Annotated in this window: 9 protein-coding genes; 5 read left to right on the top strand and 4 right to left on the bottom strand. The window is 61.8% G+C overall.

All coding sequences use genetic code 11. The features are described 5' to 3' along the window. Positions 1-8: 8 nt before the first annotated feature. Together ACOOHD_RS03695 and ACOOHD_RS03690 are read right to left on the bottom strand one after the other, a co-directional pair. The gene (locus ACOOHD_RS03695; RefSeq protein ID WP_420460217.1) at positions 9-1,508 is read right to left on the bottom strand and encodes a xylulokinase; all 1,500 of its coding nucleotides are present in this window, start codon (positions 1,506-1,508) and stop codon (positions 9-11) included. 38 nt (positions 1,509-1,546) lie between these two features. Beyond that, entirely contained in the window at positions 1,547-2,920 is a 1,374-nt protein-coding gene (locus ACOOHD_RS03690; protein ID WP_420460216.1) for an RtcB family protein, read from the bottom strand. Between the two features lie 171 nt (positions 2,921-3,091). Here ACOOHD_RS03690 and ACOOHD_RS03685 point away from each other — a divergent pair, with 171 nt between their 5' ends. The 5 genes from ACOOHD_RS03685 to ACOOHD_RS03665 all read left to right on the top strand — a co-directional run bounded on the left by ACOOHD_RS03685 (position 3,092) and on the right by ACOOHD_RS03665 (position 8,582). Further along, the gene (locus tag ACOOHD_RS03685) at positions 3,092-3,628 is read left to right on the top strand and encodes a hypothetical protein (RefSeq protein WP_420460215.1); all 537 of its coding nucleotides are present in this window, start codon (positions 3,092-3,094) and stop codon (positions 3,626-3,628) included. A 31-nt stretch (positions 3,629-3,659) separates the two neighbouring features. Beyond that, positions 3,660-4,601: an NmrA family NAD(P)-binding protein gene (locus tag ACOOHD_RS03680; protein WP_420460214.1), complete on the top strand. Its 942-nt coding sequence runs from the start codon at positions 3,660-3,662 to the stop codon at positions 4,599-4,601. 89 nt (positions 4,602-4,690) lie between these two features. Beyond that, entirely contained in the window at positions 4,691-5,809 is a 1,119-nt protein-coding gene (locus ACOOHD_RS03675) for an AAA family ATPase (protein ID WP_420460213.1), read from the top strand. Further along, positions 5,796-7,013 carry a DUF2201 family putative metallopeptidase gene (locus tag ACOOHD_RS03670; protein ID WP_420460212.1) on the top strand — a complete coding sequence of 406 codons (1,218 nt, stop codon included), beginning with the start codon at positions 5,796-5,798 and terminating at the stop codon, positions 7,011-7,013. The genes ACOOHD_RS03675 and ACOOHD_RS03670 overlap by 14 nt, the downstream gene beginning before the upstream one ends. A 30-nt stretch (positions 7,014-7,043) precedes the next feature. Beyond that, the gene (locus ACOOHD_RS03665; RefSeq protein ID WP_420460211.1) at positions 7,044-8,582 is read left to right on the top strand and encodes a hypothetical protein; all 1,539 of its coding nucleotides are present in this window, start codon (positions 7,044-7,046) and stop codon (positions 8,580-8,582) included. On the opposite strand, the gene smc is transcribed toward ACOOHD_RS03665, so the two are convergent. Both smc and ACOOHD_RS03655 read right to left on the bottom strand, forming a co-directional pair. Then, entirely contained in the window at positions 8,550-12,113 is a 3,564-nt protein-coding gene (gene smc / locus ACOOHD_RS03660) for a chromosome segregation protein SMC (protein WP_420460210.1), read from the bottom strand. The genes ACOOHD_RS03665 and smc overlap by 33 nt on opposite strands. Positions 12,114-12,140: 27 nt before the next feature. Then, a complete protein-coding gene (locus ACOOHD_RS03655; RefSeq protein ID WP_420460209.1) occupies positions 12,141-12,992 on the bottom strand; it encodes a LysM peptidoglycan-binding domain-containing protein in 852 nt (283 codons plus the stop codon). Between the last annotated feature and the right edge of the window lie 49 nt (positions 12,993-13,041).

Genomic DNA, 13,041 nt, shown 5'->3' with positions numbered 1-13,041 from the left:
AGTCTAGATTAGACTTCTGCCAGCGTGCGCTCTAATGCCTCCGTCCATCTGAGGTAGGTTCGCTGCATGTCTTCCCGCCGGGCCTCATCGGGGGTAATCGAGGCTACTACCTCCTGGCGACCTACGGCAGCGGCCAGGTCTTCACTTCCTCCCGCCGCTACACTTGCAGCCAACGCCGCCCCTACTGCTCCGTTGGTATTGTGTACCTCAATGCAGGCACCGGTCAGGGTAGCCACCGTCTCGGCGAATACCGCACTCTGGAACATATTATCATTGCCCACGCGGATGGTACTCAGGTCCACGCCGAGCTCCCCCATGATGCGCATGCCGTACACTAAGGCAAAGGCCACCCCCTCGATACCGGCCCGCACGAGGTGGGCCCGGCTATGCCGGTTAAAGTTGAGCCCCCCAAGGCGTGCACCGATGTCCTTGTTCTGGAGCATCCGCTCCGGCCCATTGCCGAAGGGTAGAAAGTACAACCCATCGCTACCCACCGGCACCGAGGCCGCTAGTTCTTCCATTTGATCGTAGGTGGTATCCTCCCCGCACACCTGCTGCCGGATCCACCGGTGGGCGATGCCCGTACCGTTGATGCAGAGCAGGATACCGATGCGATTCTGCCCACTGTCGTGATTTACGTGGGCAAAGCTGTTGACCCGCTGTGCGGGGTCGAAGGCCAGCTTATCGGTCACCCCGTACACCACCCCGCTGGTGCCGGCCGTAGCAGCGACTTCACCGGGCTGAGTGACGTTCAGGCTGATGGCGTTGTTGGGTTGGTCCCCGGCGCGGTAGCCGACGATGGTGCCCGCAGCCAGACCGGTTTCCTTAGCCCCCTGCTCACTCACCTTCCCCTGTACTCCTACGGCGGGGACGCGGGTGCAAAGCTTGTTGGTGTCGAGCGCCATTTCATCCAGTACCAGTCCGGCCAGCTCGTTGCGCTTAAAGTCCCACATGACCCCCTCGCTTAGTCCAGTGATGGTCGTGGTGGCATTGCCCGTCAGCCGCAATGCGATATAGTCACCGGGGAGCATAGCGTGGGCGGTACGCGCGTAGTTGTCCGGTTCGTGATCGGCTACCCACTTAAGCTTGGCTGCCGTAAAGTTGCCGGGACTGTTAAGACAGTGGCTCAGGCAGCGGTCCTCACCGATTCCGGCGAAGGCCCTGGCACCGGTCTCCACCGCCCGCCCGTCACACCAGATGATGGCCGGACGGACCACCTCGCCTGCTCCATCCACCAGCACGAGGCCGTGCATCTGGTAACCGATGCCGATGGACCTGATCGACTGGGCCTGCACCTGCGTCCGCGCCAGAATATCCTGGGTGCACGCGATGACGTAGCGGTACCATAGCTCCGGGTCCTGCTCGGCCCAGCCCGGCTGGGGGGCCTGCATGCCCATTTCTTCCTGCGGGGCCTGTACGCGGGCCAGTACCTTGCCGGTAGAGGTGTCGACCAGGGCGGCCTTTACGGAGGAGGAGCCGATGTCGTAGCCGATGCTGTAGGTCGCCAAGGTGAGAAGAGTTTGGCGGGCAATGTACGGAGCGCGTTTTACTTCCGTTTACGCTGCTTGCCCTTGCGCCAGGGGGGGTCCTGCTTCCAGTCGCCGGCCATGATGCAGCCGTAGGGCATGATGCGGTCTACGACCGTACCGAGGCCGAACTCCTCCATTTGCCGCTGCACGGTGTCGGCGTCCTTATACGCGCTCGGTAGCTCGCTGATGTCGATAAAGCCGGAGTAGAAGCGCACGTCGATCCCACGAGTCTCCCGCTCGAAGATCTCCTGATCGCTACGACCGGCCTTGCTGCGCTTGTGGGCGCTACGGCTCATGTTGCGACCCGCGCCGTGGGGGGCAAAGCCGAGATTGGTCTCCGTAGCCTCCCCGCGCACGACCAGGATGGGCTCGGCCATGTTGAGGGGGATGAGCCGGAGGCCATCGGTGCTATCCGGCACAAAGTGATCGGCTAGTGGGGTAGCCCCCTTGGCGTGGTAGAACGTCTCGCCGTCGCGGAAGACGAAGTTGTGCTCGTTCCAGACGCGACCGTCGACGGGTTTACCTACGGCCGCCGCGATGCGGGCGTGTAGGGCGGCGTGGTTCAACTTGGTCCACTCACGTACGATCTGTAGGGCTTCCCAGTAGGTCTTACCAATCTCCTCGGTGAAGGGGATCCAGGCGTTAACGGACTTGGTTTTTGGGCTAAGCTCGCGCCGGAAATTTTCCGCTACGCGCATACCCTGCTTATAGAGGTAGGCGCCCAGTCCCCGGGAGCCGTGGTGGGTCACCAGGGTGGTGTGCCCGGACTCGGCGGAGCGGCCTACGTACAGGAAGTGGTTGCCGTCGCCCTGGGTGCCGAGATGGGACTGGGCGAGCTGCCGACTCTTCTCGTCGTTCAGAAAATGGTTGGCGGCCATGCGGTCGGCCAACTCCCGCGGGAGGTCGAAGCGGTCTTCCCGGCCGCCGCCACCGAAGTGGGTGATGGACTGGGCAGCGTCGAGTACGGTCCTGGGGTCGGCATCGCCGAGCTTGGTCATCATCACCGAGCAGCAGACGTCGGCGCTATGCATGGCGGGGTGGATGGCGTTTTTGGCGGCTACTACCCCACCGACGGGGATTTGCCCCTTGGCCCCGGTGGGGCAGGCGTCGGGCATCACGGCGGCGGTGACCACAGTCGGCGTCCTCATCAGCTCGTCCATGGTGGCGAATACCGACTTGACGTTCTCGAGCTCCTCGTTAGTCTCGGCGCGAATGTTGCGGTAGTAGGGCTTACCGTAGGGGTCGGGGTCGATAGTGCGGGGGCGGTGGGCTTCGAGGTAATCGGTCAGGGTTTCGCCCTCCAGTGCGTGGGCGTTGATGTGCGCTAGGGCTTCAGCAAACCATTTTCCGGGTTTGTAGCCCAGCGCGATGAGGTCTTTTCCGGTGATCATAGATGAGTGCTTCGTGGTGAATGTGCGGATGGCTAACGGGATGGATTGCCGCAAAAGTTCCCCTTAGGATGCTCCGCTAGTTAATGTGGTACTAAAGTCGAGAAAACCACTACGAGGCGGCCGGGAAGTAGCGTCATTCATTCAATCAATTACCGCTTCAATCCACAACCTATGCGCTACTCCATACTGATCATCCTTTCTCTGACCCTATGCTCCGGCGTGAGGGCTCAAGACGCACGGAACCGCGAGCTCGGTCTCCGCTTCACGGGCCTAGAGGACTTCGACCTGATCTACAAAAAGTCGCTTACCGAAGACACTTACCGCCGCTACCGCTTCTTCACTGGTCAACTCACGTTTATCGACGTCGAGGGCACCAGCGTCGGGGCATTCAATGCAGGGGCGTCCATTGGGAAAGAGACGCGCCGTACCATCGCCGATCGGGTGCAATTCGTGCGCGGTCCGGAATTCTTTCTATCCCTCGGTCTTAGCACCACCGACGATGTTTTCCTGGCCACGGTACAGCCCGGCATTGGTTACGTACTGGGCTTTCTCTACCAGGCCTCCGACCACTTCCTAGTGGGCATCGAGACGATTCCCAGCGTGAGCCTGCTCTACGGCAACGGGGATGCCCGAGTCATTAACTTCAGTGCCGGTTTCAGTTCCCAGGCGGTGGCCCTGACGGCCGTATATCGCTTCACGAACGAGTAAAACATTTACCCCACCGGAGCCGATTTATGGTATGTCATCCGTGAACGCTCCCTCCTCCCCCATAATCCTGGCCGGTGCTACCGGCAATCTCGGCCGCCAGATCGGCCAGACCATCCTCCAGGTCGGCGGCACGCTGCGGGCTATCGTCCGACCCGGCACCGCCGCGGAGCGCACGGCGGACTTGCGCAACGCGGGGGCGGAGATTCGCGAGGCGGACTTCACCAAAGTCACCGAGCTGACCGAAGCCTGTCGGGGCGGTAGTTGCGTGGTTTCTGCCCTGGCCGGACTCCGAAAGACCATCGTCGACACCCAGACCAACCTGCTGGAAGCAGCCGTCGATGCCGGTGTACCACGCTTCATACCCTCCGACTTCAGCATCGACTTTACCCACTTGCCCCGGGGCACGAACCGCAATCTCGACCTGCGCCGGGAATTCCATGGTATCCTCAACGCAGCACCCATTCGTGCTACCTCCGTGCTCAATGGCATGTTCGCCGACCTGCTGACGGGGGAAGCTCCCCTGGTACTACAAAAGATCAATCGCGTACTTTACTGGGGGGATGCCGATCAACCCCTTGATTTTACCACCATTGCCAACACGGCCGATTACACCGCCCTGGCGGCGCTCGACACCGATACCCCCCGCTACCTACGCGTAGCCGGCGACACCCTCACTCCGCGCCAACTAGCCGATGCCGCTACCGAAGCCTTCGGTAAGACCTATAAGGTACTCTGGGCCGGCGGCATCGGTGCCCTCACCACCCTTATCGACGTAGCCCGCCTGGTGGCCCCCGGCAGGGACCAAACCTACCCCGCCTGGCAGGGCATGCAGTACATGCGCAACATGCTCAGCGGCCGGGCCAAACTCTACGACCTAAACAACGATCGCTACCCGGCTATCCGCTGGACCCGCGTGGCCGAAGTCCTGGCCGGCACCGTTCCCGAACAGCTCACCCCCGAACTCAGTCTCTGATCGACACGTCTGCTTACCTACCCACCGGTGCCGAGGCCCTGCTCATCGCCCTGGCTACTCCTTCCCCTCAGGGCCCCATTGGTATCCCCGTGCTGCTCTGGGGCCGTCCCGGCGTGGGTAAATCCAGTTTTATTGAGGGACTGGCCAACGACCAGCTCCGAGTCACTACCCTCATCGCCTCTATTCACGATCCCACCGACTTCAGTGGGCTGCCGATCCTGGACCAGGGTGCGGTACGCTACGCCGTTCCCGAGTGGGTGAATCAGTTCGCTAACTACCCCGCAGGTATTCTTTTTCTCGATGAGCTAAGTACGGCCCCTCCCTCCGTACAGTCTGCCCTACTGCGGGTAGTGTTCGAGCGCCGGGTGGGCTTTCAGGATCTCCCGGCCGGGGTGCGTATCGTGGCCGCCGCTAATCCCCCGGACCTCATGGTCGGTGGATGGGAGCTCTCCCCGCCGCTGCGCAACCGCTTCGTCCATCTGCAGTGGGAGATCCCCGAAGCCCTTTACATCCGTTCCCTTACCCAGGGCTGGCAGACTGGCACCCTGCCCGAGATCGACCCCGCAGAGCACCGCCGCCGCTTGCCGGACTGGAAACTTAGGATCGGTGCCTTTTTGCGTCTGCGCCCTAACAGTCTACACAGCTCTCCGGAAGACAACCCATACGGCTTCGCCAGCCCCCGTAGCTGGGATTTTGCCGCCGCCCTGCTCTGTTCGTGCGACCTTTTGGGGTACCGGCTCGGCACTGGATCGGCCCGGGCGCAGACCGTCATCCTCAACCTTCTCAGCGGCTGCCTGGGCGAGGCCACCGCCATCCCTCTGCTGGAGTACCTCACCCATCTCCGGCTCCCCGACCCTCGTGCCGTGCTGGCCGGTGAGACGGACCTCGAGGTGAGCACCCTCGATGACGCCGAGCTCTACGTTATCTTCCTCGGCCTCAATGCACACTTGCTGGACGCATTCGGTACCGACCGGCTCGTATCCTACTCCAGCCGCTACCTCGACCTCACCGAGCGGGTGTTCCATGACGGACGCCGCGACATTATCTTCGTCCCCCTCAAGGAGCTTGCCCGCGCCGGCTGGCTCAACAAGTTAGTGGCGGGGTCGCAGGGGCAACCGCAGGCGAACGGCACTGCCCACCTCCTTGACCAGATTAGCTCGGTGTTTAGCGATCCAGCCTTTAGTGAGTTCGTCGATGTCCTCAGCTAACTCCTTTGCCCGGCTGGTGGAGCACATTCGCTTCGCCCGGGCCTACGCCGCCGAGCAGTTGCCGTGGTTTGCCCCCGCCCTGTTTCGTTGCCGCATCATCGTCACGCCGCGGGTGGACGTGGCGGCCATTGACCTGCACTACAACGTGTACTGGAATCCCGAGGTAGTAGCCGATATCTGGCACGGTCGCGACCGGCTGCGGGCACTGGGTGAACTGGCCTTTCTCTGGGTGCACGAGATCAGTCACCGGCTGCGGCAGCACGCCGAACGGGCCCCGGGCCGCGACGCCCGCCGCTGGAATATCGCCTGCGACTTCGAGATCAACGACTCCGACTGGGAGGGGCTACACATGCCCGCCGCTTACCCCGGCATGCTACCCGAACAGTTCAGGTTTACCCGGGGGCAACTGGCCGAGAACTACCTGGCGGCGATGGACGCGAGCGAGCAGACGTACGACTTTCGGATCGATGAAGGTAGCGGCGTACACGGACAGGCGCGCGCCTGGGAGGAGGGCGACCGGCAGGAGCTCAGCCCGCTCGATGAGGAAATCCTACGCCGCGAAGTGGCCCGCCGTACCCGCGAGGCCGAGGCGGATCGCATACCGGCAGGTTGGCGCGAGTGGGCCACCGAAGTGCTCGGTAGCCGTACCGATTGGCGGCAGCGGCTCGGCCACCGGATGAGTGTGGCGATACAGCGGGGCGTGGGCGCGCGCACCGACTATAGCTACGCCCGGCCAAATCGGCGCCAGTCGGTGTACCACCCCATCCTGCCCCCCAGTCTGGCGGGTGACCGCACCGCGCGCATCGTCATCGTAGTAGATACCTCGGGTTCGATGGAACCAGCGGACCTCCAGCGAGCACTCAGCGAAGTCGCTGCCGTCATGCGGCAGTTCGCATACCCGGTGACCATCGTTCCCTGTGATATACAAGCTTACGAACCGGTTCGCTTGATCGCGGCCGAGGAGGCCTACCGGCTCAACTACCTACCGGGCGGCAGCGGGACGGACATGGCCGCCGGCATCCAAGCCGCCCTGCACCTGCGGCCCCGCCCCGATGTGGTGCTGGTGCTGACGGACGGGGAGACGGACTATCCCACTACTGCCTATGCGATACCGGTCGTGTTCGGTATTTTCCGTACGGAGGGCGAGCAACTTAAGCTGCCCCCCGACCCACCGTTCGGAAAGGACCGGGTGGTCGTCATCTAAATTGCGGTTGCCGCTGTTGACACCTCTGCCATGTCGCTGCCTACCCACTCCATTTCGCTGCCTACGCCCTTTGGGGAAGCCGCTTACGGTATCACGCTAACTGCGGCGGGAAGGGTGGAGGACGTGCAATTGCCGTTAGCGGGTCTACCGGAAAGCGTGTACAAACTCACCTACGGACCTAGTTGGCGCGATGCAATTGCCTACTTCGAACGACTCGGTGCTACCCTAGCCTACCGTATTGAGGCTGTACTGTTTATGAGCGTACAACCAACGGAATTAACGGGCTTAGTTACTCATTTTCGGTCTACCGGGGGAGCCGGAGTAGCAACGAGCGAGTATGGCCGCTTCTGGGCCGCCCACGCTCAGTGGATGGGCGTATTTGCGTTTCGGCAGCGGGTGGTGGACAAAACACTGCGCAAGCTACTTAAGGTGCGCGACGGGCAGCAGCTCATAGCACTTGAGGCTCAGCTGTTTGATTTCCTACTTACGCTACTTGGCCTCGAATTTACCCAGACCTCGGAGCTGGTGTACCAACTGATCGGCAGCTTCCGCACCGAGCGCGCCCGCACCTACCTCCTGGGGGAATTGGAGCGGCCGGGCCGTCACCCCTTTGCCGCCGATCTACTGCGGGGGCTGGAGCACTTCTGCGATACCGCGGATACGCTACCGCGGCTGCGGGCGGTGTACCAGCGGGGTAAGTTCGCCGGGCAGCGGGTAGAGCAATATGTCCGGGGGCTGGCCCGCTTCGAGCAAACCGCGGTGCTACCCGATCTTTTGGAGGTACTAGGTGCCCAGGGTAGCTACGTCGACGCGATCATAGGCGTGTGGCAGTCCTTCGGGCTTGATCCGGATTATATGCAGGAGCAGCTCGTAGCTCAATTCACCCGGGAGCAGGACTATTACGTGCTCGATGACCTGCTGCAGGCAAGCCTCCGTCTTTCGCAGACGCCGCGGATAGACCTGGCTACCCTTAACGCCAAACTTGAGTCCCCCGCCTTCGTCGACCTGCCGCCGGTAAACTGGCCGCAGCAACTGGAGCCCGGCTGGCGGGAGCTGCTGCGGCGTACGGGCTACCCTATGGTAATGGACGTGGTGACTCAGTACCTGAGCTCCCCCGTGCCCCGCCTACAGCGCAACGCGGTCCTTCAGCTCAAAGCCTACCGCGAGGATGCTACTGAAAACCTTCCACTACCCTACCCCATCGAGCGCCGGCTGCGGGAGCTGCTCACTTCCCGTTACGATAAGGTCTACGTGGAGGTGATGAACATCCTGGGCGCTCGCCCCACCCCCGTACTGCGGGAGCCGGAGAGGATGCTGGATGCGATCCTAGCTATCAGTATCGGCTCACGTTATCGCTTCGTAGTACTTACGGCCCTGCGGCGGGTAGGTAATGGTACCGCCCTACGGCAGCGCGCCCGGCAGTACTACGCAGGCCTTCTGGCGGGGCCGCAGGATGCAGCGCAACTCGAACGACTCACGGCCTGGCTCCCGTTCCTGAGTAAGTACCTGGGGGACATCGGCGACCTACGCGCTGCCCTAGATGGCCGAGAAGGCGGTGCTACCGGCTAGCTCGGTAAACTGTACGGGTAGCACGCCGGAGCCCCCCTGCTCGGTGGTGTACACCCCGTAGATGCTGTCGACCGCCTCCATAGTGAGCTTGTTGTGGGTCACGATGATGAATTGGCTATCGCGGCTAAATTTTTTGACGATGCGGTTAAACTTGGCGATGTTGGCATCGTCGAGCGGGGCATCGACCTCATCGAAGATGCAGAAGGGGGCAGGCTTGAGCAGATAGAGGGCAAAGAGCAGGGCGGTAGCCGTGAGCGTCTTTTCGCCGCCGCTGAGCTGATTGATGGTCTGCGGGCGTTTGCCCTTGGGTTTGGCGACGATCTCGATGCCGCTTTCGAGCGGGTCCTCCGGGTCGAGGAGAATGAGGTCGCAGTTGTCGTCCTCGGTAAAGAGGCTACGAAATACGTCAATGAAATACACCCGTACGCGATCAAAGGCGTCCAGGAATTGGGCGGTGGCGGTGTCCTCGATCTCCCTGATGGTTTTGACTAGCGTATCCTTCGCCGCCAGGATGTCGTCGCGCTGTCCGCTGATGGTCTCATGGCGCTCCTTCATCTCATCGTAGGCCTCGACGGCCATGGGGTTAACCTCGCCGTAGTTGCCGATGCGGCTGCGCAGGCGATCTACTTTGAGTTCCAGGTCGGCTACGGTGCCGGTCCACTCCTCGATCTCGATGCCGGCGAGCTCGGGCAGGGTAAGGCTGAACTCGATCTGGAGCCGCTCCTCCACCCCGTTAATACGGAAGCGTACGTCGGTGAGTTTTTCTTTGAGCTGGTTGACGCGCACCTGGGCGTCCTGCCGCTGGCGGTTTTCGCGGCGCAATTGGTCCTCCAAGCCGTTGATTGTCGTGCGGGCGGCAAAGTAAGCCTGCTCGGCGGAGTTGAGGGTGGCCTGATATTCGGCCTTGTCGGCGTAGAGGGACTCCAGATTGCGCTGCAGGTTCACCTCCTGGTCCTCAAACTGACGGGCCTCGCGGGCCAGGTCCTGAAGTTGCTGGCGGTTGGCGGTTTGCTGGCGGGCAATTTCCTCGCGGCGGTTGTGGCGAAAGCTTAGTTCGCGCTCTAGGTTTTTGACCCGGTTTTGCTGCTGGATGTACTGAATGTTTTCCTGGTTGTACTGGGCGCTGGCTGCACTGAGCGCTTCGCTCAGGCGGCGGTAGGTCTCGTCGGTACCGGAGACACTTTCGCGTAGGGTGTCGATGCGTGCGGTAAGGGTGGTGAGCTCCGCTTCGATCTCGGTGTTGCGCAGTTGCAGGGTTTCGACCTCGGCACTAAGGCGTTCGTTGGTGGCGGTGGTATCGGTATCAAACCGGGTGAAGCCCTCGACGCGGGCCTGTAGTCCGGCGCGTTGCTGCTGTAGCTTACTGAGGCTACGCTGCTGCTCCTGGATCTCTCGGTCGAGGCGTTGCTGGCGCAGTTCCTGGAGGGATTTGCGCTCGGTCTGTACTTGCTGCGCTAGTCCCGCGGCGGTGGTTTCAGCTTCCCTAATGGTCGTGGCCAGGACCTGTAGATTCTTCTTCCGGCCGATCTTCTTGCCCTCAAAGAGACCGAGGGAGCCACCAGTGAGGGTGAAGTTGCGGCGGATGTAGCGGCCATCGGTGGACAGTAGGGTCTGCCCCTCCAGCGGTGGTTCGGGTAGCTCTTCGGTATCGACGAGGTGGACGTCCGTGAGGAGTCGATCGACCAGGGGTTGGTAGGGTGGATCGACGGTAACCACTGCGGCGGCGGGTCGGGCATTTGGGGGCGTCGAAGCCTCCTGACCTAACTCCTTTAGGTTGGTTGCTGGAACAGCTTCTAGGACGAAGAAATTGGCCTTCCCCTTCTGCCGTTCACTGAGGAGTCGAAGCGCGGCTACTGCTTCTCCGGTAGTGGCGACCACGTAGTAGTTCAGGTAAGGTTCCAGGTAGTTTTCGATGGCGGCGCGGTAGGCCGGCTCTACCAGTAGGAGGTCGGAGAGCAACTGGGGGTCCGTGGTCCAGCCGGGTTGCTTACTCAGGTAGCGGATCGACTCCGGGAAGCCCTCCAGGCTATCGATCATACTCTTGGTGAGCTTGTATTCGTTGCGGCGGGCGTCGAGGGTGCGGTTGATGCGGCCGAGCTCGGTCTGGAGGTGCTCGGCGTTGGTTTCCGCAGTGGTGATGGCACCGCGGCGTTCGGCTTCCTTTTGTTCGAGTTGCTCGAGTTCAGCTTGCCGGACGGCCTCGTCGGCTTCCAACTGCCGTAGCGCTTCCTGTAGGCTTTCGCGCTCGCCGCGGCGGTCGGCCATGTCGGCGGTGTTGCGCTCGATCTGGAAGCGGTAGTTCTGCACCTGGTTGCCGTTGATGGCCCGGCGTTTTTCGAGCTCGAAGATGCGGCGTTCCTCCTCCTGCTGCTGGCGGAGGTGGGCGTCGAGCTGAGATTTGACGCCGGCGTGGCCGGAGCGTACCTCATCCAGTGCGGACTGGGCCTCACGGAGCGCATTCTCCCGCTGCTGCTGGGTAGCGACGGCCGTGGCGAGTTGCGCTTGTAACTGGTCAATCTCTTCGGTCTGCTGCGCGAGTTGGGTGGTGGCGGTGGCCAGTTCCGTTTCCAACTGCTTGGTCTGCCGGGCTACGAAGGTTTTGCGTTGCTGCAGGAGTTGTTTGTCGTTTTCCTGGCCGCGCAGCTCACCGACTAGGGTGTTGAGTTTGCGCTGTCGCTCGCCGAGCAGTTTCTCTTTATCGACGTGTTTAGCGCGGGCTTCTTCCAGCTGCGCTTCCAGGGTGGTAATCTTACTATCTACGGCGCGGTAGGCATCCTCCGCCTCGGTGGTTTCCTGCTGAAGGCGGGCCTGATCGATACGTAATTTTTCCACGCGGATGCCGGTCAGTAGCAGGCTAAGTTCGCGGTACTGGGTCTTGAGCTCGCGGTACTTCCGGGCGCGGCGGGCCTGTTTTTCAAGGCTACTGAGCTGGCCGGCGATTTCGTGGAGGACGTCTTCGATGCGGTCGAGGTCGTCCTCCGTACTTTTGAGCTTACGTAGGGTTTCCTTCTTGCGGTTCTTGTACTTACTCACCCCGGCGGCCTGCTCGAACATGCGGAGGCGGCTGTTGTCCTTATCGGCCAGGATATCGTCGACCATACCCAGGGCAATGATAGCGTAGGAGTTGGACCCGATGCCAGTGTCCAGGAAAAGGGTACGGATATCCTTGAGTCGGCACTGCACGCCGTTGAGCCGGTATTCGGAGTCGCCGCTGCGGTAAAGCATACGGGTGATGGTGACCATATTATACTCCGTGGGCAGTAGGTCCTTGTCGTTGGCAAAGGTCAGACTCACGGAGGCCAGGTTCCCTGCCTTCTTCTGCTTGCTGCCGTTGAAGATGACCGAGGTCATCTTATCGAGTCGCAGCTCGCTGCCCTTCTGCTCGCCGAGCACCCAGCGGATGGCATCGACGATATTGCTCTTGCCGCTACCATTGGGCCCTACGATACCGATGACGTCGGCGTCGAAGTTGACCACGGTCTGGGTTGCGAAGCTTTTGAATCCCTTAATGTCGAGTTGCTTCAGCCGCATGGCGGGCGAAGGTACGTGTAGCGAGGGCTACAGATGGCGGGTACGCACGTAGAACTCCCGGTCGCGGACCCCAAAGGCTTTAACAAGTAGCGGGCTCACCACCACGATCACCCGCGGGTCATAAGCCTGCTCCGGGATGCGGCCCACTACGCGGGCATAGAGCGTCTTGCGGCTACGCGGGTCGGTCACCTCTACCAGACTTCCGATGGGGGCCGTGCGATGCAGTACCATGAACTTACCCGGATCGCCGCGTTTGGTCCAGGCTGCCTTGCCGTTGGCGGCCTGGAGAGACTTGGTGGCGGCAGCGGCTTCCCATTCGGAGCGCAGCGTATAGTTACGCAGGATGTAGGGGTCTTCGACGCGGCGCTGGCTATCGCGGGGTACGCCGTCGAGGCGGAGGTACCCAATCTTGAGTACCTGTCCGGGACTGAGGTGCTGGGGGTCGACCTCGGGATTAAGCTGGCGGATGAGCTGGTCGTCGTCCTGATTGAGGGTACGGCGGGTCAGGCCATACAGCGTTTCCCCGGGGGCCATGCGGTAGCGCACGGGTACGAACCACGCCACGCTGTCAGGACTGAAGCTACTACGGATCGCGGTGGGGGGAATAGCTACGGTGACCCGGGTGCCGGGAGTGTAGCCCTTGCGCAGGGTGGGATTGAGCCGGTAGATCTCATCAAGGGTATAGCCGTAGAAGCGGGCCGCGCCGTAAAGCGTCTGGCGCGGAGCGAGGTAGTGATCGAACAGGAGCAGACCCGAGGCGGGATCTTGGTGTAGCACGACCGTATCCCGGGGGAGCAGAAAATACAGACTATCGCCAGTAGCACCTATGGAAAGCGACAGGCCAAGGGTAAGAAATACGGCGAAAATGTACTGGGTCACAGTAGCAGACGTTGGGACTAATGCAGGGACGAAGGTACGCCGCGGGGTC

The sequence above is a fragment of the Neolewinella sp. genome, assembly GCF_965214665.1.
Classification (GTDB): domain Bacteria; phylum Bacteroidota; class Bacteroidia; order Chitinophagales; family Saprospiraceae; genus Neolewinella.
The sequence above is the reverse complement of the archived record's forward strand: the minus strand, read 5'-3'. Positions and strand labels throughout refer to the sequence as shown.

Excerpts from the sequence above, each read along its gene's own strand:
- ACOOHD_RS03690 (WP_420460216.1), bottom strand. The coding sequence starts at position 2,920 with ATGATCACCGGAAAAGACCTCATCGCGCTGGGCTACAAACCCGGAAAA.
- ACOOHD_RS03685 (WP_420460215.1), top strand. The coding sequence starts at position 3,092 with ATGCGCTACTCCATACTGATCATCCTTTCTCTGACCCTATGCTCCGGC.
- ACOOHD_RS03680 (WP_420460214.1), top strand. The coding sequence starts at position 3,660 with ATGTCATCCGTGAACGCTCCCTCCTCCCCCATAATCCTGGCCGGTGCT.
- ACOOHD_RS03670 (WP_420460212.1), top strand. The coding sequence starts at position 5,796 with ATGTCCTCAGCTAACTCCTTTGCCCGGCTGGTGGAGCACATTCGCTTC.
- ACOOHD_RS03665 (WP_420460211.1), top strand. The coding sequence starts at position 7,044 with ATGTCGCTGCCTACCCACTCCATTTCGCTGCCTACGCCCTTTGGGGAA.
- smc (WP_420460210.1), bottom strand. The coding sequence starts at position 12,113 with ATGCGGCTGAAGCAACTCGACATTAAGGGATTCAAAAGCTTCGCAACC.